At 54.4% G+C, this 25,678-nt stretch carries 19 protein-coding genes and 1 pseudogene; 14 read left to right on the forward strand and 6 right to left on the reverse strand.

The features are described from left to right. A partial coding sequence (locus V6Z81_06865; GenBank protein ID MEG9862208.1) for a class II aldolase/adducin family protein occupies positions 1-577 on the reverse strand: 577 nt, incomplete at its 3' end. Positions 578-897: 320 nt separating this feature from the next. Here V6Z81_06865 and V6Z81_06870 point away from each other — a divergent pair. From V6Z81_06870 to V6Z81_06895, 6 genes are all read left to right on the forward strand, one after another. Beyond that, positions 898-2,943 carry a hydantoinase/oxoprolinase family protein gene (locus V6Z81_06870; GenBank protein MEG9862209.1) on the forward strand — a complete coding sequence of 682 codons (2,046 nt, stop codon included), beginning with the start codon at positions 898-900 and terminating at the stop codon, positions 2,941-2,943. After that, the gene (locus V6Z81_06875) at positions 2,940-4,622 is read left to right on the forward strand and encodes a hydantoinase B/oxoprolinase family protein (GenBank protein MEG9862210.1); all 1,683 of its coding nucleotides are present in this window, start codon (positions 2,940-2,942) and stop codon (positions 4,620-4,622) included. Before V6Z81_06870 ends, V6Z81_06875 begins: the two co-directional genes overlap by 4 nt. Before the next feature lie 27 nt (positions 4,623-4,649). Further along, entirely contained in the window at positions 4,650-5,645 is a 996-nt protein-coding gene (locus V6Z81_06880) for a TRAP transporter substrate-binding protein (GenBank protein MEG9862211.1), read from the forward strand. Between the two features lie 72 nt (positions 5,646-5,717). Continuing rightward, positions 5,718-6,221: a TRAP transporter small permease gene (locus V6Z81_06885; protein ID MEG9862212.1), complete on the forward strand. Its 504-nt coding sequence runs from the start codon at positions 5,718-5,720 to the stop codon at positions 6,219-6,221. A gap of 20 nt (positions 6,222-6,241) precedes the next feature. Next, entirely contained in the window at positions 6,242-7,555 is a 1,314-nt protein-coding gene (locus V6Z81_06890; GenBank protein ID MEG9862213.1) for a TRAP transporter large permease subunit, read from the forward strand. A gap of 240 nt (positions 7,556-7,795) precedes the next feature. Further along, positions 7,796-9,316, forward strand: a complete 1,521-nt coding sequence (locus tag V6Z81_06895) for an aldehyde dehydrogenase (GenBank protein MEG9862214.1) — start codon at positions 7,796-7,798, stop codon at positions 9,314-9,316. A 98-nt stretch (positions 9,317-9,414) separates the two neighbouring features. Here V6Z81_06895 and V6Z81_06900 read toward each other — a convergent pair whose 3' ends face one another. Further along, positions 9,415-10,584, reverse strand: coding sequence for an epoxide hydrolase family protein (locus tag V6Z81_06900; protein ID MEG9862215.1), 1,170 nt, complete (start codon positions 10,582-10,584; stop codon positions 9,415-9,417). A gap of 139 nt (positions 10,585-10,723) precedes the next feature. Beyond that, the gene (locus V6Z81_06905; GenBank protein MEG9862216.1) at positions 10,724-12,190 is read right to left on the reverse strand and encodes a PLP-dependent aminotransferase family protein; all 1,467 of its coding nucleotides are present in this window, start codon (positions 12,188-12,190) and stop codon (positions 10,724-10,726) included. Positions 12,191-12,361: 171 nt separating this feature from the next. Here V6Z81_06905 and V6Z81_06910 point away from each other — a divergent pair, with 171 nt between their 5' ends. The 4 genes from V6Z81_06910 to betC all read left to right on the forward strand — a co-directional run bounded on the left by V6Z81_06910 (position 12,362) and on the right by betC (position 17,212). Next, positions 12,362-13,408, forward strand: coding sequence for a TRAP transporter substrate-binding protein (locus V6Z81_06910; protein MEG9862217.1), 1,047 nt, complete (start codon positions 12,362-12,364; stop codon positions 13,406-13,408). A 111-nt stretch (positions 13,409-13,519) separates the two neighbouring features. After that, positions 13,520-14,809, forward strand: coding sequence for a TRAP transporter large permease (locus V6Z81_06915; protein ID MEG9862218.1), 1,290 nt, complete (start codon positions 13,520-13,522; stop codon positions 14,807-14,809). A 76-nt stretch (positions 14,810-14,885) separates the two neighbouring features. After that, on the forward strand, positions 14,886-15,464 hold the full coding sequence (locus V6Z81_06920; protein MEG9862219.1) for a TRAP transporter small permease subunit: 579 nt from the start codon (positions 14,886-14,888) through the stop codon (positions 15,462-15,464). A gap of 173 nt (positions 15,465-15,637) precedes the next feature. Next, entirely contained in the window at positions 15,638-17,212 is a 1,575-nt protein-coding gene (betC, locus tag V6Z81_06925; GenBank protein MEG9862220.1) for a choline-sulfatase, read from the forward strand. 90 nt (positions 17,213-17,302) lie between these two features. Here betC and V6Z81_06930 read toward each other — a convergent pair whose 3' ends face one another. From V6Z81_06930 to V6Z81_06940, 3 genes are read right to left on the reverse strand one after another with little or no spacing between them, the layout of a single operon-like run. After that, complete coding sequence (locus tag V6Z81_06930; GenBank protein ID MEG9862221.1) at positions 17,303-19,354, reverse strand: metallophosphoesterase; 2,052 nt, start codon at positions 19,352-19,354, stop codon at positions 17,303-17,305. 47 nt (positions 19,355-19,401) lie between these two features. After that, on the reverse strand, positions 19,402-20,901 hold the full coding sequence (locus V6Z81_06935) for a tripartite tricarboxylate transporter permease (protein MEG9862222.1): 1,500 nt from the start codon (positions 20,899-20,901) through the stop codon (positions 19,402-19,404). A 15-nt stretch (positions 20,902-20,916) separates the two neighbouring features. Then, positions 20,917-21,450, reverse strand: a complete 534-nt coding sequence (locus tag V6Z81_06940) for a tripartite tricarboxylate transporter TctB family protein (GenBank protein ID MEG9862223.1) — start codon at positions 21,448-21,450, stop codon at positions 20,917-20,919. A 231-nt stretch (positions 21,451-21,681) separates the two neighbouring features. On the opposite strand from V6Z81_06940, the gene V6Z81_06945 reads away from it, so the two are divergent. The 4 genes and pseudogenes from V6Z81_06945 to V6Z81_06960 form a co-directional block, all read left to right on the forward strand. Then, positions 21,682-22,671, forward strand: a complete 990-nt coding sequence (locus V6Z81_06945) for a tripartite tricarboxylate transporter substrate binding protein (protein ID MEG9862224.1) — start codon at positions 21,682-21,684, stop codon at positions 22,669-22,671. A gap of 395 nt (positions 22,672-23,066) precedes the next feature. Next, positions 23,067-24,317 (forward strand): annotated as a pseudogene (locus V6Z81_06950) (sarcosine oxidase subunit beta family protein). 12 nt (positions 24,318-24,329) lie between these two features. Next, positions 24,330-24,623: a sarcosine oxidase subunit delta gene (locus V6Z81_06955; protein MEG9862225.1), complete on the forward strand. Its 294-nt coding sequence runs from the start codon at positions 24,330-24,332 to the stop codon at positions 24,621-24,623. Next, the coding region (locus V6Z81_06960; GenBank protein ID MEG9862226.1) for a 2Fe-2S iron-sulfur cluster-binding protein at positions 24,620-25,678 on the forward strand (1,059 nt) is incomplete at its 3' end. The genes V6Z81_06955 and V6Z81_06960, both read left to right, overlap by 4 nt.

A 25,678-nucleotide genomic window follows, 5' to 3' on the forward strand; every position in this document is an offset into this window, starting at 1 on the left:
ACAGGCGGTTGAAGGCATCGGCGGCGGATGAGCCTATTACCAGCACCCCGTGATTGCCCATGATCATCACCTTTTTCTTCGGATCGGAAAGCATCCCGGCGCAGCGCTCACCTTCCTCTTCAAAAGCCAGCCCGCCATAATCCTCATCGATAACAACACGGTCATGGAACATCGCCGTGTTCTGGTCGATGGCCGGAAGCCTGCTATCGGCAAGTGAGGCCAGCACGGTGGCATGGGTGGCATGGGTGTGCATGACACAGCGCGCATGGGGGCAATGACGATGAACGGCCCCATGCAGACCCCATGCCGTCGGATCAGGCGCATCGTCATCTTCCATGGCCGGCGGATCATTGACGTCAATCAGCAACAGGTCGCTCGCGCGTATCCGTGAGAAGTGGCGCTGGTTCGGGTTCATCAGAAACCGGCTGCCGTCTTCATTGACGGCAAGACTGAAATGATTGGCAACGGCTTCATGCAGATTATACTTCACGGCCCACCGAAAGGCGCATGCCAGATCGACACGGTCATCGTAATGGTCAATGTTGGTGCGGTCACGCCGCATTGTGGTTACGCTCATATGCTGCCTCCATCAGGTCACACCGGTAAAAAGTGCCGGCAGAACAACTTGTGTGATTAAACTCTAAAACAGGTAATGCAACCCCCTCAAGCGTTGACTAGCCTTCACACTGCAACTTAACCATACCTCTAGTGGAATTGAAATAATACTTTCGTTGCTAACATACTTTCGTTGTTGGCAAAATTGTCATTATTGGTGTTAAAGTCGGGGTGGGTCAGCTTTGCGGGGCAAGTTGCGCTGCCGTTCTGGCCTGTTTCGCAGCAGAAGTGCTACCATGATCAGTAATGATGATTGAATAATATGATGGGCTTGTAAACCGGATGTCTTGGGTTCTGGGAGTTGATGTTGGGGGTACGTTTACGGATTTTTCCATTCGTGACGACAGCACAGGACAGGCGTTTATCCACAAAAGGCCATCGACTCCGGAGGACCCCTCACGGGCGATCATTGAAGGTTTCAGGGAGTTGCTTGAAATGATTTCCGCAGACGGCGCAGCGGTAACACGGATAGCCCATGGTACAACGGTTGCGACAAACGCTCTTCTGCAGCGTAAGGGCGGCCGGCTGGCACTTATAACCACCAGCGGCTTTCGGGACCTTTTGGAAATCGGCCGCCAAGTCAGGCCAAAGGTCTATGATCTGCAAATTGACGCGCCGCCGCCGCTGATACCCCGTCACCGGCGATTTGAGATTGATGAACGCATCGGGCCAAAAGGCGATGTGATTACCCCTTTGGATGACGATGAAATTGAACGGGTCATTCAGGCCGTGCGCGCTCTTGATGATCTGGACGGCATTGCGGTCTGCCTGCTCTTCTCTTTTCTGAATCCGGAGCATGAACAACGCATGGGAGCCGCCATTCGAGCGGCCATGCCTGATATGATGGTGTCACTGTCAAGTGAGGTGCATCCGGAATTCCGTGAATATGAGAGGTTTTCCACCGCTGTTATCAATGCCTACCTTCAGCCGGAGGTAAGCCGGTATATGGAGAACCTGAAGGTTGGCATCACCGTGGATGCGCCAGGTGGCAAACTGGGGATATTTCAGTCAAGTGGCGGGTTAACCTCGGTTGAACGGGCATCGCAATTTCCTGTTCGCATGGCACTTTCGGGGCCGGCAGCCGGAGTTGTCGGGGCGGCGAAATGCTCTGCCAAAGCCGATATCGGAGATGTCATCACCCTTGATATGGGAGGGACGAGCACAGACGTCTGCGTGATCCGGAACGGCAGGGCCGATATTGCCAATATGCGCGATATTTCCGGATTTCGCATTCGCCTGCCCATGGTTGACATCAATACTGTCGGGGCCGGAGGGGGGTCCATTGCCCATATTGGCATAGACGGGCTGATGAAAGTCGGCCCCAACAGCGCCGGCGCAATCCCCGGTCCAGCATGTTACGGGCATGGCGGAACAGAGCCGACGGTCTCAGACGCAAATCTTATTTTAGGCAGGCTTCCGGAACAACTGGTCGGAGGCGGGCTGGCTTTGGACCGAAGCAAGGCCGTCGCCGCCATCGCGCCGCTTGCCGAGCATCTGGGCAAGTCAATGGAAGCCACCGCACTCGGCATCATTGGGATCGTGAACTCAAATATGACAAGGGCTATACGCGCTGTGACGGTTGAACGCGGTCATGACCCCAGGAACTTTGCGCTGATGCCCTTTGGCGGTGCCGGCGGCTTGCATGCCTGTGATGTCGCGGAGTCCCTGTTGATGAAAACCATCCTGATCCCGAGATCGCCCGGGATACTCTGCGCCGAAGGGCTCATCGTAGCAGACCTGAAGGAAAGCTTCGTTGCAACAAAGCGAACGCCGCTCAACGGTGACCTTAAGCCGGTAAAAGAGGTGCTGGCGGAGCTTGCAGAAAAAGCCATGCCATGGTTTGACGATGAAGGGGCCGGCAGCACTTCTCAGGCCCTCATGCTTCAGGTCGATATGCGATATATCGGCCAGAATTATGAATTATCCGTGCCGGCGGGCGATATGCTGGCCTCGCCGGAGTTTCCTGATCCGGACTCCCTGAAACAGCTCTTTTTTGAATCTCATGAAAGAAGTTACGGCCATCATGACGCTCAGGCGGCGGTTGAGATTGTCAATATTCGTCTTCAGGCCATCGCCACGCTGCCCGAATTAGCGATTCTGAAAGAAAAAAAATCAGCCGCACCTGAACCCATAGGGCACCGGGACGTCTGGTTTGACCCGGACGATCCCGTAAAAACACCTGTCTATGACCGCGCCTCACTGATTCCCGGCTTTACCCTCAAAGGCGCGGCAATATTTACGCAGACGGATGCCACAACCCTCATGCCGCCCTGGTGCAAAATGCATGTGGATGAACAGGAGAACCTGATTTTGGAGATTACCCGATGACGCAACACGAACCTGATCCGATCGCGCTGGAAATACTGTGGAACAACCTGAACTCCATCGCCGATGAATGCTTCATCACCCTGATGCGGAGTGCGTTTTCAACGAACGTCAAGGAACGCCATGATCATTCCACGGCCATCACCGATGCCTCGGGGAACCTGATTACCCAGGCGGAGCATGCCCTGCCCATTCATCTTGCTTCCATGGCCGGTCTGGTTGCCCATATTCTCAAACATTATGAAGGTGATATCGCGGAAGGTGATATTTTCATCTCCAATGACCCCCATGCCGCCGGGGGAACGCATCTGCCAGACATTAATATGGCGACACCCGTCTTCAGCGACGGCCGCCTGATTGGATTCATCGCCAATATCGTTCACCACGCCGATGTCGGCGGCGCCATGGCCGGTTCGATGTCAGGCGGGCTGGATGAAATCTACAAGGAAGGTCTGCGCATCCCGATTGTCAAACTCTACAGGCAGGGCGTGGTTGATGATGCCATCCTGCGCATTTTGCTGCTCAACATGCGGCTGCCGGATGAACGCAAAGGAGATTTGAATGCGCAGATCGCGGCTTGCAGGCTTGGCGCATCAAGGCTTGCCGATATCATTGCGCAGCACGGGGCGGCGTATCTTGAGGGCATTTTTACTGCAATCCTCAACCGGTCGCGTCTTCGCATGGAAAGTGCGATCAAAGCCCTCCCTGACGGCATTTATGATTTTGAAGACATGATGGATGATGACGGGATCGGCACCCTCGACATCAGGATCGCCGTGACAATCACAAAGAAAGGCAAAAAGATCCTGTTCGATTTTTCCGGGAGCAGCCCGCAGGTTCCGGGAAATTTCAATCTGACCTTCAATGCGACCCAGTCGGCGGTGTGTTATTCCCTGAAAGCCCTGCTGGATCCCGAAATGCCTAATAACAGCGGAATTTTCCAGGCCATCGATATCACGGTGCCAAGCGGATCCTTCCTTAATTGTGTTTCACCCGCAGGCGTGGCCCTCAGGGCCAATACCTGCCAGCGGGTTGTTGATGTTGTCATTGGCGCCTTTGCCGATGTGCTGCCAGACCGCATCATTGCCGCCGCCAACGGCGCCAATACCAGTGCCGTGTTTGCCGGCGTTGATCCTGAAACAAACCGGCGCTACGTCTATCTTGAAACCCTCGGCGGGGGCATGGGCGCAAGAGCGACAAAGGATGGCAAAGACGGTGTCCAGGTCAATATAACCAATACATCCAATCTTCCTGTTGAAGCGATTGAAATGGAATATCCTTTGCGTGTTGAAGCCTATGCGCTCATCGAGGATTCCGGCGGTGCGGGCGAGTATCGGGGCGGTATGGGGATACGCCGCACCATCAGGCCGATCGGGCATATTTGCGAGTTCAACGGCGTCGGGGAGCGCTTTCGGCATCAGCCCTGGGGTGTGTTCGGAGGCGGGCCCGGCGCATCGGGGTCGTTCTATATTGTTGAAACCGGCGGGAATCAGCGAAAACTTGCCTCAAAGACAGGCAGCATCAAAATTGACGGTGACAGCTGTGTCTGCATGGAAACACCGGGGGCCGGAGGCTACGGCCCGCCCGATAACCGGTCAGCGGAAAATCGGGAGGAAGACAGGAGGTCGGGGAAATTCAGTCATGAATTTCTTGCAAAACACTATCCATTGCAGTCAGAATAGAAGCAGATCCACTTAAGGGAGGTAATCATGAACATATTGCTAAAATCACTCGTGATTTCGGCCGCAACGGTGCTGGCTTTCAGCTCGGCGGCGTCATCGGCCACAGTCAAATGGGATATGGCGAATGAATATCAGGAAAGCTCAATTCACGGTCAGGGCCAGAAGGTCTTCGCTGACACTTTGAAGAAGGAATCGGGCGGCTCCGTCGTTGTGACCAATCATTTTGGCGGCTCAATCGGCTATAAATCCAAGGAACATTTCGATGCAGTCGGTGACGGGGCGCTTCCCATCGCCAATACATCCATGGGGCAGGTCGCCGGTATCGAACCGCTTTTTCTGCTTTCATCGCTTCCGTTCCTCGTTGGCTCAGCGGAAGATGCAAAACTTCTCTGGGAGGTTGCCAGACCTCATTATGAGAAAGTCTTTGCCAAGCACAATCAGGTGCTTCTCTATGCATCGCCATGGCCTCCGGCCGGAATTTGGTCAAAGAAGCCCGTTCTCTCCTCCTCTCAGCTGAAGGGGCTGAAGATCCGCGCTTGGGATGCCAGCGGCACAAGCACGCTTAAAACGGCAGGTGCCGCCTCTGTGCAGATGAGCTGGGCGGATGTCGTCCCGCAACTGTCGTCCGGCGGCATTGAAGCTGTGCTGACTTCTGCTGAAGGCGGGGTGAATGCCAAATTCTGGGAGCATCTCACTCACTTCAACGCGATCAATTATTCAATGTCGCTGAATATGACGCATCTTAACAAAGATTCCTATGATGAGCTGGACGCAAAACAAAAGGCGGCACTCAAAAAGGCATCGGAAGCCGCCAGCGACACCGCATGGTCTGCGCTTGCTGCGCGTGTTGAGCAAAATTACAAGGACATGCGCAAAAACGGCATTACGGTAGCTGAAACAGTGCCGGCCGGTTTTCTCGGTGAACTCAATGCCGCCGGGGATTCGGTTTACTCGGACTGGTTGTCCAAAGTCGGCTCCACAGGCAAGTCGATTCTGGATGAATACAGAAAACGCCGCAACTAAGCCTGACTGATAACGGGCAGGAATCTCTTTCCTGCCCGTTTTTTCCAACTTGAAGAACCGGCAGGAGTGGCAGTGCTTGGATTGCTAGAGAGATTCTCAACACGTTTGAGCACGGCAGGGGCATGGATTGCCGCAGCGCTTCTTGTCTATATGGTCGTTCATATACTGGTCGAAATCATCGCAAGAACCGGGTTTGATTCTTCCACATATTCACTTGATGAATTTGTCGGCTACGCCATCGCATCAATGACCTTCCTGTCTTTGGGGCACACATTCAGCTCGGGCAAGCTGATACGGGTCAACATTCTGACAAATGCCATTTCCGGGCTTCTTAGTCTGGTGGTGGAACTGATTTGTATCGCCTTCACCTTTTCCGTAATCACGTTTTTTGCAAGGTATGTTTGGCGCAGCCTCTACCGGAACTGGGAGCGCGGGGCGATAAGCCCGACACTTACCGAGACACCGATCTGGCTTGTGGAAAGTGTCTTTTTCATTGGTCTGTGCATATTCCTCCTGCAGATGCTGACAACGGCTCTCGTTAAGATTGAACGCTACCGCACATCGGAAAACGGCTAGGGAGCGGGAGGGACGATACGATGGAATCGCTCAATATTGCCTTTATCGTCCTGATGCTGCTGATTTTCTATCTGGGGCTGGGTGTCTGGGTTTTCTCCGGGCTTCTCCTTGTCAGCGTGAGCGGGTTGCTCCTTCTGCTCGACATGCCTTTTCACCGCATTGGCACGATCATGGCTCCCCTGATTATCCGTTCCGCCACATCGTGGGAGCTTTCCGCGATCCCGATGTTTGTCTGGATGGGGGAACTCATGTTCAGGACAGATATTTCGGACCGGCTTTTCCGCAGTCTGTCACCGCTCGTTTATCACCTGCCCGGCCGTTTGCTTCATACGAACGTCCTTGGATCGGCGCTATTTGCCGCCGTGAGCGGATCAAGTGCCGCAACGACAGCCACCGTAGGCAAAATCACGACCACAGAGTTGCTGCAGCGCGGGTATTCGCCCTCGCTCACATTCGGCTCGCTTGCCGGCGCAGGATCTCTCGGCCTGCTTATACCGCCGTCCATCGTGCTGATCGTTTATGGCGTTCTGGCCGAAGTTTCAATTTCGCGGCTGTTTGCCGCCGGAGTCTACCCCGGGCTGCTGATTGTCACTCTTTATTCCGGTTTCATCATGTTCCGGAGCCTGCTGAACCCTTCACTCACGCCCGCCAGGGAAAGCCGGCCAAGTCTTCGGGACATCGGCATGGGGCTGATAAATCTTATTCCTATCGGCCTGCTCATATTCATTGTTCTCGGCGCTATTTATTCAGGCTTCGCCACACCGTCGGAAGCCGGAGCGGTAGGGGTGACAGCGACATTGGTTTTGGCCCTTCTCACGCGGCAGCTCACCCGTGAAGTCCTCTTTGACAGTCTCATGGCTTCAGTGCGGACATCGTGCATGATTGCCTCAATCCTTCTGGCAGCCGCGTTTCTTTCCACCAGCATGGCATATCTGCATGTGCCGCAGGATGTCGCGACGACCATTGCCAAAATGGAATTATCGCCATATGAGTTGATTTTTGTTTTGGCGATTTTTTATATTCTGCTTGGACTTTTCCTTGAAGGAATATCGATTACGGTCATGAGTCTGCCCATAACACTGCCGCTGATACTGGCCAGTGGATTTGATCCGATCTGGTTCGGCATCTTTCTTGTGATCATGGTTGAACTGGCCCAGATCACCCCGCCGATAGGATTCAACCTCTTTATCATTCAGGGATTAACAGGAACACCGATATTCCGTATTGCGATTGCAGCGGCACCGTTTTTTATCCTCATGTGCGTGGCCGCAACCATAATCACCATTTATCCGGAGATAGCACTGTGGCTGCCGGATAAACTGTTCAACAGATAACTATCGCATCGAAGTAATTATGAGCGCCGGATCATCTCGACGTCTTCAGACAAAATTTGGAAACCAGATGCCTCTTTAGCCAAGCTGCTATTGTGTAAGCAGCTATACCAACATAAGGCTCAGATCCTTCCTTTCCCGTGCAGGTCAATTTGATCTCTTGGCTGGCTTGCAACTTACGAATGGGTGTGGACAATTCAAAATAAATCCTAAATAGTCACCGTAACAGTGAGGAAAAGAATCATGTCAAACTTGTCAAACAGGGCCGAAGTTCAGTCAATCGCCGATAAACTGGTGTTACCAAACACCGCATTCATCGATGGAAAATTTACTGAGGCAAAATCCGGAAAAAGATTTTCAACCATCAACCCTGCAACCGGCGAAGTGCTGACCGATGTTTCAGCCTGTGATGCGGCTGATGTCGATTTGGCCGTCGAGAAGGCGCGCAAGTCCTTCAGGAGCGGAAGCTGGTCAAAGAAACACCCTTCCGAGCGAAAGGCGGTCTTGATCAAACTCGCCAAACTGATAGGACAACACAGCGACAGCCTTGCCGTCCTTGAAAGCCTTGAAGGCGGCAAGCCCATCAAGGATTGCCTTGAGATTGATCTGCCTGAAACGGTGCAGTGCCTTTTATGGCACGCCGAGGCGGCTGACAAGCTGTATGACCAGATGTCGCCGTCGGACGGAAATGCCGTCGGGATGATCATTCGTGAACCTTCAGGTGTGGTTGGATGTGTGCTCCCGTGGAACTTCCCCCTGATGATGCTGGCTTGGAAGATTGGCCCGGCCCTGGCAGGCGGAAACAGCGTCATTGTCAAACCCGCAGAACTGACCAGCATGACCGCCCTTAAAGTCGCGGAACTCGCCTTGGAAGCCGGCATTCCCGAAGGGGTGTTGCAGGTCCTGCCGGGACTTGGTGAGCAGGCCGGACAGGCGCTCGGCCTCCACCCGGATGTCGATGTTATATCTTTCACCGGCTCAACAGAAGTCGGCCGCCTGTTCCTCGAATATTCCTCCAAGTCCAACCTCAAGCGGATCACGCTGGAATGCGGTGGCAAGAATCCTGCGGTGGTGCTCAGTGATGCCAAACACCTTGATCAGATCGCAGAGCATGTGGTGTTTTCCGCCTGCTGGAATATGGGCCAGAACTGCACGGCCAATTCCCGCCTCATCGTTCATAAATCCCTCCATGCCGACCTGTTGGCGAAGGTCATGGAACGGATCAAAGACTGGAACACCGGCGACCCGCTCGACCCCAAGAACGCACTCGGCGCCATCGTGTCGAAAGAGCAATTTGACAAAATCATGGACTTCATCAATGGCGCCAAGAATAAGGGTGGCTCGCTTCTTGTCGGCGGCGAGCCTATTGTGGACGGGGACGGGTTGTTCATCTCACCAACCGTCTTTGACGGTGTGAAACCGGATATGCCCATCGCCATCGAGGAAGTCTTTGGCCCTGTCCTGGGGATCATGCCGGTCGCCAGTGATGAGGAGGCGTTAGCGCTAGCTAACCAGACCACCTACGGGTTACAGGCCTCCCTCTTCACTTCCGATGTTGCGCGTGCGCACAACTATGCCAGACAACTGGAGGCGGGAACGGTTTCAGTGAATTGCTATAGCGAAGGCGATATCACCACCCCGTTCGGGGGCTATAAGTTGTCCGGTTTCGGCGGGAAGGACAACTCCTTGCAGGCCCATGACCAATACACCGAAACAAAGACCATCTGGATCAACCTTGCCGAAGATCAAAGCGACGGAAAATAAATACCGGGGATGCGACCGCGCCGGAACATCGGGTCGTCTTCCATGGGCCGTGACGGATCACATCAAATTTTCTGATTCTTCAGATTGTTTTCACCGGATTACCGCAACCTGCGGGCGAAGGCCCTGATGTCCTCCAGCAACAGTTCCGGCTCTTCCATCGCCGCGAAATGGCCCCCGCGCGGCATCTCGGTCCATTGATGGATATTGTATATTCTCTCAGCGTAAGAACGGGGGGGCCAGTTCAGCATCTCCGCGGGAAACACCGCACATCCAGTCGGCACTTCAACCCGCTTGCCTTCCGGTGACAGGATTCTTCCGCCCTCTTCACGGCGGCCGTAGTAAATCCATGACGCTGAGTTAAAGCATCGGGTTGTAATATAAATCATGATATTGGTCAGCAGATCATCCTTGGAATGCGCAGCCTCGATCTCTCCGACCTTCACATCTGACCAGTCATGAAACTTTTCGACCAGCCAGGCGGCGATGCCAACCGGGCTGTCCATCATGGCATAGCTCAATGTCTGCGGCCGGGTCGCCTGCTGTGTCCGGTATCCATCCTGCATGATCTGATCGCGATCGAACTGCTCCTCCCAGACTTTTTCCTCAGGCGTCTGCGGGCCATCGGGGTGGCGCATGGTCAAGACATTGATGTGGATGGCCAAACAGGCCGGTGCATGATCATAACCCAGCCATGAGCATACGGCACCGCCCCAGTCCCCGCCCTGTGCAAGGTAGCTGTCAAAACCAAGGGCATCGGTCATCAGGGTGTTTATCACCGACGCCATCTTCCGGGGGCCGTACGGCCTCGGTGGCCGTCCGGAAAACGCGAACCCCGGCAGCGAGGGGGCAACGACGGTGAAGGCGTCCTCAACATCGCCGCCGAACCGCTCGGGATGCGCCAGGGGTTCAATGATCCCGAAAAACTCTGCGACCGAACCTGGCCAGCCGTGACTGATCATCAACGGCATCGGATTGCTGCCACTGCCTTCCTCATAAATGAAGTGCATATCGATGCCATCAACGGCTGTCGTGAAATGTGAAAAACTGTTCAGATGCGCCTCTTGCGCGCGCCAGTCAAATCCATCGACCCAATAAGCGCACAGTTCCTGCATGTATTCCATGTTGGCGCCATAGTCCCAGCCGCCGTCATCGGGCATCTCGTGCCAGGGATAGGCGGCAACACGATTCCTGATATCCGTCAGGACATCATTGGGGACGTTGAATTCAAACGGCGTCAGGTTCTCTCTGGTACCGATGCGGTCTAACATGCGGCAGACTCCTTGTTTTTATTGAACACGTCACGGGCGACAATACCGATTGACCTAGATAACCGAAGAGCGGTTTCATAAACGAGAGACAGGTGTTGTCTTTTGAAGGGACAGATGACTTTTAAATTCATTCCGAATATCACAGGAGCGCCTGCACTTCCTCGGCGATTATTTTGACGCCCTCTTCCAGTTTTGCGACCGGCACGAAGGCAAACCCAAGCCTGAAACTGCTACGGTTGTCACCTTTGAGGTAATAATCCTGCCCCCTGTCCACCAGAACACCTCTGGTGCGCAGGCGCACGGCCAGTTCGGAAGCGTCAAATCCATCCGGTCCGGTCAGCCAAAATGACGTGCCGCCCTCTGACTGGGCACGTTGCAGCATCCCGAGATGCTTGGTTAGGGCATTATCCATCGCATGCCAGCGCGTCTGGTAGCATCGCTCCAGATTGCGAAGATGGGCGTCATAGTGACCAAGCCGAAAGAACAGCGCGACGATTTCCTGCACGATTGTGGGCGGATGTCGCAGCATCACACCCCGGGCAATGCGCGCCTCCCGTATGATGTCCCTGTGGGCAACAATAAATCCCAGCCTGATTCCGGGGGAAACGGTTTTTGACAAACTGCCGACATAGATTACACGCCCCGCCTTGTCCATCGAGCGCATTGAGGGCGATACGCTGGAGACGTAGTTCATCTCAGCTTCGTAATCATCCTCAATGATCAGAAAATCCCTGGCAACTGCCGCTTCAAGCAACTCCTCACGGCGGTTCATGCTCATCGTGATCATGGTCGGAAACTGATGACTCGGCGTTGTGAAAACCAGCTTGCAATCCTCCGGAATTGCCGAGGGAATGATGCCGTCGCCATCGATGGGGACGCCGATCATTTTGCTTCCAACAAACCGAAAGGCGTTATGCGCGCCAAAAAACCCGGGATCCTCGAGCGCAATCGGCAGGCCAAGCCGCGAGAAAATCGATCCAAGGATGAACAACGCGTTCTGCGAGCCAAGGGTGATCAGGATTTCATCCTCATCCGCATAGATGCCCCGGGTATTGAGAAGCCGCCGGCGCAGTTGCTGCACAAGCTGCGGGCTGTCACTTTCGACGGAATCGCTGGTCCAGGTCTGCATCTTGTTCCGCCCCAGGACCTGCCTTGTGCACTCGCGCCAGCTATCGACGGGAAAGAGATCCGGATCGATCTGATTGTAAATGAAAGGGTAAGGGTAAGCGTTCCAGTCCAGCGGATTCGCGATGGGCATCAGGTTGCTTGACGGGAAACTGACCGGACACGGTATGGTGCCGCCATCTGAAATGTGGCTGTCATTTCTCTGGGCCTGCAAACCCGACATGTGCGGATTAACGAAATATCCCGACCTGTCATGCGATATCAGTAATTCGAGATCCATCAGGCGGTTATAGGCCGCGAATACGGTATTCCGGGAGACGCCGAATTGCTTCGCAAGCTCCCGGCAGGACGGCAGGGGGCGGTCATGCGCCAGGGACCCGGACATGATGGCTTCGCTGACCACTTCGCAGATCTGATCCCTCAGGCTTAAGCCTGACGACTCAGGGCGTTTCAAGAACCTTGGCGTGGTCGAACTGAGCATGATCCCGCTTGCGATTGCCTCCCGGTTTGCAGGTCAGAATATTACCAATACGGCCTGAGCGTATCGGCGGCAACCCCATCTGTCCTCTTTTTTCAAGTCATCTGTCACTTTCCTTTGAGGAAAGGTGCTATCAATGATGGATGTCAGAAACTAGTGAAATGGGAGAGAAAAATGATGAAAAGGATAAAATCCGTATTGAAGGCGCTCTGCATCGCCTCGGCAGTGATGCTGTTTATTCAGCCTGCTGCTGCCGAGAAGGTCCTCAAACTGGGGACCGTCGGATTCAAGGGAATGCCGATTGGCGATGCCATTGATCAGGCGTTGATTCCGACCCTCGAGAAGGTATCCGGTGGTAAAATGACGATTGAGCCGCATTACCGGAAATCCCTTTGTAGTGAACAGACCTGCGGCGAGCAGGCCAATCAGGGGCTTTTGGCGCTGTGGACAAGTTCAACCGCCAATTTTGGCAACTTTGGCACATCGCTTGCGATTTTCGATCTGCCATACATTTTCAAGAGCATTGAAGATGCAGACCGAATTTCATCCGATTGGCTGGCCAAAAAACAGTGTGACATCGCCGCCGAAGAATCCGGCCATGTCTGCCTGACGGTCTATTCCAGCGGCGGCTTCCGCCAGCTGGGCAATGCGCATGGCCCGGTCCATGTCCCTGCGGACATGAAAGGCATCAAATGGCGCGTCACAAAAAGCCCGATCGAATACACGCTGGTCAAGAACTGGGGTGCCGTGCCCGTGCCGTATGACTGGGGCCAGTTGTATCAGGGGCTGCAAACCGGTGTTGTCTCCGGGCAATACGTCGCAACGCCTTGGCAGCATGTCGCCAAACTGCACGAAGTTGCAGAATACTTCACGGAAATCGGCGGCTCATGGTCCGGCAACCAGTTGTCCATAGACAAGCGTCAATACGATGCGCTGACCGATCAGGAGAAAGAGTGGCTTCACACAGCCGCGAAGGCCTTTGGCCAGAAGGTGCAGGACCTTGACCGCGAATGGGTCGAAGCCGGTGAGAAGGAAATCAAGGCTTCGATCAAGGAATGGTATGTACCGTCAGAAAAAGAGCTGACACTCTGGCGTGCCGGCGCAATTGACGCATGGCTGAATGCCAAAGGCAGCTACGATCCTGCCACGGCCCGCCGTGTCCTTGAAGAACAGGGCATGACCGGTTTCATCGCTCAGCTTGAAAAAGCCGGCGCCCTGTAACATTCCGGTCTTATCATCAATCGGATAATGGTGCGAAACTCCTTGTTTCGCACCATTATCCGTGTTTGTATCTGACTTCATCATCAACAGTCGCAGAAGGACAAACCATCAATGGAAAGCGTTGTTCTTCTGTTAATTCTTGTACTGATGATCATGCTCGGTGCGCCAGTCGGTTTCATTATGATTTTGATTCCGACCGTGTACATTCTCTTTACCGGCGCTGCCCCGATGATCCTGATCCCCAGTCAGATGTTCAGCGCCATCGACTCGGTGCCGCTGACAGCAATTCCGTTCTTCATGCTGACCGGCGAGCTGATGACCAGCGCCACGATCACCGACAGGCTGGTTGAACTGAGCAAGCGCATCATTGGCCGGATGCGGGGAAGCATGGCACAGGCGAATGTGCTGGTCAGCATGTTCTTTGCCGGCATGAACGGCTCGGTTGTCGCAGATACCGCCACTGTCGGCTCCCTGCTTGTGCCGGCGATGAAAAAGTCGGGTTATCCGCCGGCCTTTGCCGCGGCGATCACCGCGGTCAGCTCCACCATCGGCGGAATCATCCCCCCTTCAATCATGATGATCGTTCTGGCGAACGCCGGCGGCATATCCGTGGGCGCGCTTTTCGCGGGCGGAATCATACCGGGCATCATGATCGGCATATTGCTGATGATCATCAACTACTTCATCGCCCGCCGTAACAACTTTGAACGCAGCGAGGAGCCCTTCAGCCTGAAGGCAATCGCCATCGTCGGTTATAAATCCTCCTTTGCCCTCCTCATCCCCATCGTGCTCGTTGGCTCGGTCGTTTTCGGCATCGCCGGCGTGGTTGAGGCGGGAGCCCTCACCGCGACAATTGCCCTTTGTGTGGGACTTTTCATTTATCGCACGATCACATGGAACAATTGCAAAAACGCTTTTGTCCGGGCCTTCAGGAACTCAGCGATGGTCTTTATCATCATCGCCGCATCGGGGCCGTTCAGCTGGCTGCTGACATCCCTCGGCGCGATCACGCAACTGGAACAGTGGCTGCTCAGCTATACCTACAACCCACTCCTTTTCGCACTCGTGCTGGTTCTGTTCATCTGTCTGCTCGGCATGGTTATGGATTCGGCGGCGAATATCATCGTTGCAGGTCCTGTGCTGGTTGATGTCATGGTGCAGGCGGGGTATCAAGACGTCCAGGCAGCTCTTGTTGTCGTGGTGGGCTTTCTGATTGGGTCCGTGACACCCCCGGTCGGCGTGGCGTTCTTCACCGCAGGGGCCATAGCGGAAGTGCGTCTGGAAAAAGTGGCAATTGCGATGCTGCCCTATCTTGTTGCGTTATTCGGGCTTTTATTCGTGCTGATCATCGCACCGGACATCACGATGTTTCTCCCGCGCGTCTTCGGGTTTTCAAGCTGATGGGCAGCCTTATTTCATATTTACGCCGGCAAATAAATGACATGCGCGGCCCGACCGGCAGCCGGGGAGAAGACACATGCTGAACGCTATCGTTTTTATTGACCGTATGGTGAAAAAAATCCTGACAGCCTTCTGCGCCATCCTTTTGCTGTTGATGGTCGTCTTCACGGTCTACACCGTCGTGATGCGATATGTCTTCGAGAATCCACCCGTATGGGGTGATCTTCTGACCGTGCTCAGCAACATCTGGCTGGTCTTCTTCGCACTGGCATTGACGGTGCGCGACAAGAATCATATCGCGCTGGATCTTGTCTATTCATGGCTGCCCCTTAAGGCGGCATTCGCGATTAAACAGTTCTGGACAATTGTCATCTTTGCCCTCAGCTTCGTGATGATCATCTACGGCATGGAAGCGGTATCCACCATGGGCGGAAAATACTGGGAGATGTGGCACTTCGCATGGGAGGACGGGGGGATCGTCTTTAAGCCGAACTACATGCCCAAGAAATATGCCATCGCCATTGTGCCGATCTCAGGAGTTCTCATCAGCGTTGCGGCGATTGCATCAGTCACTCACGACATCCTGCGGTTTAAATCCGGCGCATATCAGCTCACAGGAGACCTGGACAAATCAGGTGCCACCGATCAATCCTGACTGATCTGTTATTGCTTATCGGCTTATGCCGTTATGTCCGGACTGGCGGCATATCAGGATTATACATCAGTTCTGCTTTGCGAAGCCCTTTCATCGGACATATAATGGACTGAGAAATACCGCATCAGGCAAAATAATCACAATCAAGAGTAATCAGCAGGGATTAATCAGATATGCACGGTAAAGACAGTAATATTAGTGAGATGAACACCAGCGCACCTAATTTTCTCTTCATTCAGGCCGATCAACTCGCAGCGAGCGCCCTTTCATCTTATGGCAATTCAACCGTGAAGGACCCCCATATGCGCAAGCTGGCGGATACCGGGGTTGTATTCGAGAATTGCTATTGCAACCTTCCCATGTGCGGGCCTTCCCGCGCATCGATGCATTCGGGCCGGATGCCGTTCTCAATCGGCATGTATGACAACGCAAGTGAATTTCACGCAGGCATTCCAACATTTGCCCATTATCTCCGCACCATGGGGTATCGCACGGAATTGTCCGGAAAGATGCATTTTGTCGGCCCCGACCAGCTGCACGGATATCATAGGCGCCATACAACAGAAATCTATCCTGCCAATTTCGCCTGGACGGTTGATTGGTCCCAAGGACGCGAGTTTCGTCCAACGAATCTGACGATGGCCCCGGTCCTTGAGAGCGGTCCGGCCGTACGAACCCTTCAAATGGACTATGATGACGAAGTGGCCTATTGCGGTGTCCAGGCGCTTTATGATTTGGCGCGCCAGAGCCAGAATCAGCCCTTTTTACTGTCAGTCTCTTTCACAAGCCCGCATTCACCCTTTGTTATCGGACAGGAGTATTGGGACCGCTACGATCATGACAGTATTGAAGATGTTGCCACCCCGCCGCTTGAAGAAAATGAGATGGATCATCTCAGCCGCAATCTGCACTACTGTCAGGCCCGTCATTTATTCACCGTGACAAAAGAACATCGCCGCATGGCACGCCACGGCTATTACGGGATGATCTCATATATCGACGATAAGATCGGCCAGTTGATGCATGTATTGCATGAGACCGGACTTGTCGAAAACACGATCGTCATCCTCACATCGGACCATGGCGAGATGATGGGTGAACGCGGGATGTGGTTCAAGCAGCATTTCTTTGAATGGGCGGCGCGTGTACCTTTTATTGTTGCCGCCGCCGGCCGGTTCTCGCCCGCGCGGGTCAGGCAGAACGTATCGCTCATCGATCTGATGCCCACGCTTCTTGACCTGGCCGCCGGCAAAACTTTCACGGATTACGCGACTCCGTGTGACGGCACATCGCTGGCACCGGCTTTAAATGGCGATTGCAGCTCACTTACCGATGTTGCGATCTCAGAATTTGCCGCTGATGGTTCTACCGGGCCAAGCCGGATGGTCAGGAAAGGCAACTGGAAGCTCATGTGGCTTGAGGGGAAGGACCAGCTTCTCTACAACCTTGACGCCGATCCGAACGAACAACACAACCTTATTGGCAGCTCCGATTCCGCTCAAATTGAAACCGAATTATCTGAGATTTTGTTTGATCGCTGGGATCCTGACGCGCTTTATCATCAGATCAGTGACAGCCAGAAGCGGCGATTGCTTATTCATGCAGCGACCGGGGGGGATCCGACATATGTCCATCTGGTGCGCCATGATGATGACAGCCGTTATATCCGCAACGCAGGTGCTGCCGAAACGAAAGCACGCGCCCGGTTCCCTTACGTGGCCCCGGCGACACCGGATAGCGGGGAGTGACGCGTCCTTCGCTTAACCGGAACACATCCCCTTATCGCGGACCCTTATCGGGCAGGAATTTGCCGTCAAGGCAGAATCAGGGGCTTAATTTCAGTATAAAACGATAACCGGTGCATCCGGCAGGGCGGGCGTGTCATCCGAGATGATCCCGGTGGCCAAATTCAGGCAGGATTTTATTTTCCCGCCGTCCCCCTCGGATATCAGGTCTTTTAGACGAGCGCCCTGATTGGGTAAAATCAGATCCGCCACTTTATTACCACCGGTCATGCGGATGGTTCTCCCCGCATCCGACTCTGCCACTTCAAAATCTGAAAACGTATCGAGATTCATGTTAATGGCACCGTTGAAGTGACGGACAACATGGAAACCGAGCCGGGGATTGCAGAGACGATCAATCATTCCATAGCGGCGGAAGAAGCCGCGGTCAAAGTCCGCTAAAGTATCGGCAATCACATTTGGCCTAGTCTGAACCGAAGAGGCGAGAACAGCCTCTGCGATTCTGTTGGCAGCCCAAAGTTCATCTTTGACAAATTCGGCCGGATTGACCGAGGACATCCGCAGATTGATTGAGGATTCAACTCCCAGATCAGCGCAAATGGCGGCAGCGGCAGTCACATTCTCCCAAACCGGATCGGCCCCGCCCAGCCGGAACACCAGGCCGTCAACATGTGGATTATCGGCCGCCTCGGTAACTTTCGCCTTTTCAGACGGTAGAAAACCATGATTGAGCGCATGGACATATTTGCCACTGGAATTATCCTGCTCTTCTTTACCCCGTAGCACTGACAAGTATACCGGAATGCCTGTTTTCGCACGGACAGGTGCGATCTGCCCGGCCACCTTATCAAGATCAGACCACCGGCATATGACTTCCAACCCGGCCAGCAGGTCGGCATTCTCGGTCAGGATTTCCAAAAATGCCGGATCCGGCAGCTCGAAAGTGTAAAGCACGAATTCATGGCCGTGACCAAGCAGGGCGCGCAAGCGCTCGCGGCGGGCGGGCTCTGTCAGGTCAATCCTGGGGATGCGAAGTCGCCGGGCGCCCATCTCCCACAGGGATAACAGCGGATAGTCATTGCGTGCCGCCTTCCGATTAAATTCATCCGGCCCGCCGCTGGGAGGTATCTGCACGAACTCCATCCAGTCCTGGCGCATGTCAAAACCCAGTCGGACACGCTGGTTTTCCAAGGGGTGAACTTGCCGCACCCGTTCCACGGCCTTGGCATGCGGCACGTCCGGGTCCACCACAGCCCCGTATGTGCGGATCATGTGGCACAGATGACCCCTCTCGTAGATATCGACCAGCAGATAGCCGTGTTTGGGCTGGTCGTTCCGCCCCCCTTCCATGTCAGGATCGGGTGGCGTCCGCAGGATTTCACTGTAATCCTGCCGAATGCACGCGGTCGACGGCATGGCGTAGACATCGGCACCCGCAAACCGGTGATACCAGAAGGTATGAGCATGGGCCGTGAAGAGGAGTTCGACCTGATATTTTTCCAGTAAATTCAGCAACCAGGTTCGCCCGGGTTCATCCACATTATCGTAATGCGATCCCTCGTCACGCAGGCCAAGATACACAGGATAATGGCTGTGAAATACAAAACGCTGGCCTTTGTGTTGCTCAAAATACCCCTCCAGCCAGCTGCTCTGCTCTGCCTCGGCGTCCAGTCCGGAGTTGATCAGTTGCGTGTTCAATAAAATGAAATGAACGCCTTTATGCTCAAAGGCGTGGTAATCCTCACCGAATTGCTCGCAAAAGGCCTGAAGGTACTCATCAGCCACACAAATCGCCGGCGTCCAGTTGTTCAATTTGTCACCGACATCATGGTTCCCCGGCATAACATGCATCGGGCATTTTAATTCTGAGGCAATATCTTTGAAGCATTCGCAGGCTGCCTTGAACAAATCCGGTATGGCGGGCACGGGATGGACCAAATCACCCATATGAATCACAAACTCGATATCAGCATTCTGATTCAGTTCACGAACAACATGACGAAAACGCCCGTTATGCAAAGCGTTTACCGGATAGACGGAATTGGTTTCACGCTCCCCATGATTGACATGCGTGTCGGAAATTGCGGCATAGGAAAACAGTTTCTTTCCAAGGTCTTTCACGTTAGCCGGCGCATTTCTTTTCATAGGATCGCATCCTTCCTTCATAAAGCGACTGGAGGATTATCCGATAGTCAGGTCTTCAGATTCTTGATCTTGGGGTTCACGCGAAACTGCCCCAAAATCAAAAACGTGAATGACAGCGCGGTTAGCGCCCAGAAGACGATACAGATGTATGATCTGAAGAAGATCTGGTAGTCGCCGCGGGACAAAAGAAGCGACTGGCGGAAACTGTCCTCCAATAGCGGGCCGAGAATGAAAGCGATCAGAAACGGCGCCGCCGGAATTTTGAGTCGGAGCAGTAAAAAACCGAATATGCTCATCAAAGCCATCACCAGTATGTCAAACGTATTGTTGTTGATGGCATAGGCACCGAAAATACACAGCACAAGAACCACCGGATACAGAATATCATTCGATATATTCGACAATTTGCTTATCGTCCGGATTGACCCCTTACCGACAAGAAACAGGAAGAACGAACTGAACAGGATGCCGATGAAGATTGCATAGACGATCGTCAGGTTCTGGGAAAACATCACCGGTCCCGGCTGGAGTCCATGGATCATGAACGCACCCAGAATGATCGCCGTCACGACATCGCCCGGCACACCCAGCGCAATCAGGGGAATCATCGTCGAGCCTGCAACGCCGTTATTGCCGGCTTCTGCCGCAGCAACGCCTTCGATCTCACCTTTGCCGAAGTTATCCTTGTTCTTGGAGGTCCGCTTCGCCTCGCTGTAGGACAGAAACGCCGAAGGCGCACCGCCTATGCCCGGGATAACGCCCAAGATGACGCCGATGACACTGCCGCGTATGATCGATTTCAGGCATTTGCGGAAATCCGCAAAGCTGGCCCCCTTCTGGCCGAGCTGTTTTACCTTGTCCCTGCCGTCTGCTTTCTTTGTGTAGTAGTTGATGATCTCCGGCAGCGCAAACAGGCCTATAAGAACAGGGATGAAGTTGACGCCGGCAAGAAGTTCATATTCACCAAAAATAAACCGGTCGGTCCCATAAATGATGTCGAGGCCGACAGTCGCCAGGATCAGCCCCGCGCAAGCCGCGAAGATCCCGCGCGCCAGATCATCTCCCGATACACCGGCAATGATGGTGAGGGAGAATATGATCAGCGTCGCGAACTCTGGCGGCCCGAAACGAAGCGCATATGTTGCCAGAAAACCTGTCAGAAGGATCAGGGAGATGTTGGAGATGAAATCGGCAACGCAAGACGAATAAAGCGCGATATCCAGCGCGCGCTGCCCCTCCCCCCGCTGGGCCATGGGAAACCCATCCAGTACCGTGCATGATGCCGCAGGCGTCCCGGGTGCCTTGAGCAGGATGGCCGTGATGGATCCCCCGTAGAGGCCGCCTTTGTATATGCCAAGCAGCAGGAGAATACCGGTCACCGGCGGCAGAGAGAAGGTGAACGGCAGCGCCAGGGCAACGCCCATGACCGTTGTCATTCCGGGAATGGCACCTGTAATCGTTCCGATCACCACCCCGATAAAGATGGCAAATATGTTCTGAAAGCTGAAAAACAGCTCAAAGGAAACAAACAGGTCTTCAATCAACATGGCCGGGCCTGCCTCTCATAGCAGCACTTCAAAAATTCCAAGCGGAATGGGCACACTTGCGACATAGTAAAAGAATGCATAAAGCAATACCGGAACGATGACCGCAATCGGGGCCACCACATGGAGGCGCCTTTCACCGGCGAAAATCATGAGAAAGACCAAGGATAGCATGCCTGTAAACGGAATTCCCAAAAATCCTATGCCGAAATAAACCCCCAGCAACACACAAACGATAACGCCGGCACGAAACATGGCCGGGCCAAAATCCAAATCTCTCGACTTGGATACGCCTTTAGTGCGAGACGTTCCGGTCTTGCGGTTTGCCGATTTGTGTTTTTTGTGTCGCCGGACTGACTTCCCGGCAACTGCGATGCCGGTGAGGCAGATCACCGTGAAAATTATATTCGGCCAGAAACTGGGCTTCAAAGCTCTCACATTGATGCCATCAGGCACCACAACGCCCAAGGGCACAATGACAAGGAGACCCAACACTCCAAGACAGAAGATGCCCACCCCCAGGAAAAAATCGAATCGGCCTGTATCAGTCATGACTTGCACACAACATTATCGCCTTTCTGACAATTTTCATTCCGGTTGTGTTGTGAGTTGCAGGTAGGAATCATCAATTTTCGCTAAGGAATATTAGTTGCTTTCTGGAGCAAACTAAATAAGATGTTGGTTGTATTGTCAAGAAGCCACTCGAAAAACATAAAATATTCAAACTCGCCGTGCGCGCGAACTCAATCCAAACAGAGTAGACAATACCAAACGGAGGAAAATATGAAACACATGATTAAACTAGTAATTATGGCGCTGTCCATAGCAGTGGCCTTTTCCGGCCTTTCGTCTGTCGCGAGAGCGGAATACCCCGATAAACCAGTCACGCTTGTTGTGCCTTATGGCCCCGGTGGTGCCGCTGACCTGGCCGCACGCATCATGTCATCTACCGCAACCGCATCCCTGGGCAGTAATATTCTGGTCGTCAACCGTACGGGTGCATCAGGTGTCACCGGATCTGCATTTGTGACCAAGTCGAAACCGGATGGGTACACCCTGCTTATGGCACGGGTCGGGTCGCAGGCGGCCGTGCCAGCCTTGAATCCGAACATCCCATACAAATGGGATGATTTCACCTTTCTCGGCCTGATTGAGTTAAATCCATTTGCTTTGACCGTTAATGCTGAATCGCGTTTTAAGACCTATGATGATCTGATCAAGGCAATTAAGGCCGGCGAGAAAATCAGCTACTCATCTGCCGGTGTGGGGACATTGCCGCATTTAGGCATGGTCGTTTTTCTCGATAAACTGGGACTCGACCAGGATGCATTGACCCATGTGCCTTTTAAAGGTGGCGGCGCTGCCGCTACTGCATTGACTGGCAACCACGTCGACGTCTTTTTCCAGAACCTGTCAGGCGTCATTGGCGGCATACAGGGCGGTAAATTGCGGGCGCTGGCTTTGACAACGCCGGAACGCGTTGCATCGGTTCCGGACGTGCCGACATTTGCCGAAGTCGGAGAACCCGAAATGGAAGCCATTTTGGGCTGGACAGGGGTCTGGGGTCCAAAAAATCTGCCGGATGAAGTCGTCGACAAATGGGTGGGCGTTCTTGAGACTCTCAGCAAGGACAGAGCCTGGCTTAAACTGACGAAAGGCCTGGGTTCAATTCCTCAGGTTTTGAAACCCAAACCAACACGTGAGTTTGTCAAAAACCAGTATGAGACGTTCAAGGATACAATTGAACGTGTCGGAATGACGATCTCCAACTAGGTTAAACGATGCGGATTGCCTTCGCGAAGGCAATCCGCGACCTGGTGTCCTGCAAATCAAGATTATGTGAAAGCCTGACGCCCATAGGCTCAACGGGAAGACCCGGAAAACGCGCCTGATGTCTTTCCGGCATTCCAAAAGCTGAAGCCAATCAGCCCCACCGAAACACTGAAACCATACCAGACTGTATCCTGGATACCCTAAACGGCAAAACCGCATGGCGGGCCCGGAGGGAATTGAATCTCCAACACACCGCCCTCACACATCACAGAGGGCCATGCCAACGAAAAGGGTTTACAACCTGCGCATTTCTTGTCCAGTATAGCCCATGCCCGTTCCGGAAAAATACGCATTTTCCGCAATCAGCAACATGTAAGGTCAATGGATAGTTTCTAATGCGATATTCTGTTTTCTCAGTAATCGGTCAGGCACTATCCGGCAATATGGACTGGAAGCCCGTATGGCGGGAGCCCGAACCCAAACCGGAATAGGACATCATCATTATCGGCGCCGGCGGCCACGGGCTTTCAACGGCGTGGTATCTCGCCAGCCGATATGGAATAACGAATGTGGCGGTGCTTGAGAAAGGCTATCTCGGCTCGGGCAATGTCGGCCGCAACACCACCATCATCAGGTCAAACTACCTGCTTGACGGCAATGAGCCCTTCTATGAGATGTCACTGAAACTCTGGGAGGGGCTTGAGCAGGACATCAATTACAACGCCATGGTCTCCCAGCGCGGCGTGCTCAATCTCTGCCATAACGACAGCCAGGAGGATGCCTATGCCCGGCGCGGCAATGCCATGCGCCTTAACGGCGCCGATGCCGAGCTGCTTGATAAGGACGGTGTCCGCGCGCTCTACCCTTTCCTTGATTTTGATAATGCCCGCTTTCCCATTCAGGGCGGGCTGCTGCAGCGGCGCGGCGGTACTGCCCGCCATGATGCCGTCGCCTGGGGTTATGCCCGCGCTGCGGACAGCCGCGGCATCGACATCATCCAGAATTGTGAAGTGACAGGCTTTATCATGGAGGGCGGCACCTGCAAGGGCGTTAACACCGCCCGCGGGGAGATCCGGGCGAACAAGGTCGGGGTCGCGGTGGCCGGCTCCACCAGCCGCGTGATGCAGGCTGCCGGACTTCGCCTGCCGATTGAAAGCCATGTGCTTCAGGCTTTCGTTTCCGAAGGGCTCAAGCCGATCATCCCCGGGGTGATAACCTATGGGGCCGGGCATTTCTATATAAGCCAGTCGGATAAGGGCGGCCTTGTCTTCGGCGGCGATCTTGACGGCTATAACAGCTATGCACAGCGCGGCAACCTTCCGACCGTCGAACATATCTGCGAGAGCGGCATGGCGCTGATGCCGGCCATCGGCAAGGCAAAGGTGCTGCGCATATGGGGCGGGGTGATGGATATGTCGATGGACGGCTCACCGATCATTGACCGCACGCCGACCGAAGGGCTCTACCTCAATTGCGGCTGGTGCTACGGCGGCTTTAAGGCCACCCCGGCTTCCGGCTTTTGCTTCGCCCATCTTCTTGCCACGGGCGAGAGCCATGAAAATGCCGCCGCCTATAAACTGAACAGGTTCCGCACCGGTGCCGTTCTCAGTGAAAACGGGGCTGGCGCTCAGCCCAATCTGCATTAAGGGGGCGACGGGATGATTATCAACCACCCTCTTCTCGGCCCGCGCGATGCCGCTGAATTCACCGTTCTTGGTGATGCCGCAGCGATGATGCGCCCGGACGCCTCAGCCCCGGGCCAGCCCGGCCAGGCCCTGCTTGATGCGTTCCATGACTACATCCACCTGCGCAAAAACCCGGCCGGCACGCATCATGAACTCTGGTATCACGAGCAGGGCGACCGTTCCTGGCTCGTTGTGGCGCGCGATACCGTCACCCATGAGGTGCTCAGCGTTACGCTCGCCAGCGACATCAAGCGGAGGGATGGGTGAAAACTGATTTCCGCATCACGGGCGGGCTGATTGACCGCAGCAGGATCCTCAAATTCAGCTTTAACGGGAAGACCATGGCCGGTCACGGCGGTGACACTCTCGCCTCCGCGTTGCTTGCCAATGGCACTCACATGGTGGGGCGGAGCTTCAAATACCACCGTCCGCGCGGCATCCTTACTGCCGGCTCCGAGGAGCCGAACGCTCTCGTCACCATCGGCAGCGGTGCCGGCCGGGACCCTAATGTCCGTGCCACAGTGGCAGAGCTTTATGACGGGCTTGAAGCATCCAGCCAGAACCATGTCGGCAGCCTCAACTTTGATCTGATGGCCATGAATGATCTTGCCGCACCGTTCCTGGGGGCAGGGTTTTATTACAAGACCTTCATGTGGCCGGCATCATTCTGGGAGAAATTCTATGAGCCGATGATCCGCCGCGCCGCCGGGCTGGGCGCACTGTCAGGCGAGGCCGACCCGGCACGTTATGACAAAGGGTACCGCCACTGTGAGCTGCTTGTAATCGGGGGCGGGGCAGCCGGGCTGATCGCGGCACTGGCGGCGGGCCGGGCCGGGCTCAGCGTCATCCTCGCCGAGCAGGATTTCATTTTCGGCGGCAGGCTCAACGCCGAAACCGACCTTATTGACGGCAAAACGTCGGCGGCCTGGGCCAATGAGATCACAGAAGAGCTCTCCGCGATGGAAAACGTCCGTTTAATGCCGCGGACATGCGTATACGGCACCTATGATCACGGCGTCTATGGCGCGCTTGAGCGGGTAGCCGATCATCTCAAGGACCCCGGCGGCAAGCCCCGGCAGGTGCTCTGGCGGATCTACTCGAAGCGGGCGATCCTCGCTGCCGGCTCGATCGAACGCCCCATCGCATTTGGCCATAATGACCGGCCGGGAATCATGCTGGGGGGTGCTGTCCGTGAATACACCAACCGCTTTGCCGTCGCCGTCGGCAATGACATCACTGTTCTGACAAACAACAATGACGGCTGGCGGACGGCGCACGACCTGATCGCCGCGGGGATACATGTCGGCACGATTATCGACACA

This window comes from Parvularculales bacterium (assembly GCA_036881865.1).
In the GTDB taxonomy this organism is placed as follows: Bacteria; Pseudomonadota; Alphaproteobacteria; order JAPOUT01; family JBAJNM01; genus JBAJNM01.

Coding starts and splice junctions, on each gene's coding strand:
- V6Z81_06945 (MEG9862224.1), top strand. CDS start 21,682: ATGAAACACATGATTAAACTAGTAATTATGGCGCTGTCCATAGCAGTG.
- V6Z81_06875 (MEG9862210.1), top strand. CDS start 2,940: ATGACGCAACACGAACCTGATCCGATCGCGCTGGAAATACTGTGGAAC.
- V6Z81_06920 (MEG9862219.1), top strand. CDS start 14,886: ATGCTGAACGCTATCGTTTTTATTGACCGTATGGTGAAAAAAATCCTG.
- V6Z81_06895 (MEG9862214.1), top strand. CDS start 7,796: ATGTCAAACTTGTCAAACAGGGCCGAAGTTCAGTCAATCGCCGATAAA.
- V6Z81_06890 (MEG9862213.1), top strand. CDS start 6,242: ATGGAATCGCTCAATATTGCCTTTATCGTCCTGATGCTGCTGATTTTC.
- V6Z81_06905 (MEG9862216.1), bottom strand. CDS start 12,190: ATGCTCAGTTCGACCACGCCAAGGTTCTTGAAACGCCCTGAGTCGTCA.
- V6Z81_06935 (MEG9862222.1), bottom strand. CDS start 20,901: ATGTTGATTGAAGACCTGTTTGTTTCCTTTGAGCTGTTTTTCAGCTTT.
- V6Z81_06955 (MEG9862225.1), top strand. CDS start 24,330: ATGATTATCAACCACCCTCTTCTCGGCCCGCGCGATGCCGCTGAATTC.
- V6Z81_06870 (MEG9862209.1), top strand. CDS start 898: ATGTCTTGGGTTCTGGGAGTTGATGTTGGGGGTACGTTTACGGATTTT.
- V6Z81_06940 (MEG9862223.1), bottom strand. CDS start 21,450: ATGACTGATACAGGCCGATTCGATTTTTTCCTGGGGGTGGGCATCTTC.
- V6Z81_06930 (MEG9862221.1), bottom strand. CDS start 19,354: ATGAAAAGAAATGCGCCGGCTAACGTGAAAGACCTTGGAAAGAAACTG.
- betC (MEG9862220.1), top strand. CDS start 15,638: ATGCACGGTAAAGACAGTAATATTAGTGAGATGAACACCAGCGCACCT.
- V6Z81_06915 (MEG9862218.1), top strand. CDS start 13,520: ATGGAAAGCGTTGTTCTTCTGTTAATTCTTGTACTGATGATCATGCTC.
- V6Z81_06910 (MEG9862217.1), top strand. CDS start 12,362: ATGATGAAAAGGATAAAATCCGTATTGAAGGCGCTCTGCATCGCCTCG.
- V6Z81_06880 (MEG9862211.1), top strand. CDS start 4,650: ATGAACATATTGCTAAAATCACTCGTGATTTCGGCCGCAACGGTGCTG.
- V6Z81_06900 (MEG9862215.1), bottom strand. CDS start 10,584: ATGTTAGACCGCATCGGTACCAGAGAGAACCTGACGCCGTTTGAATTC.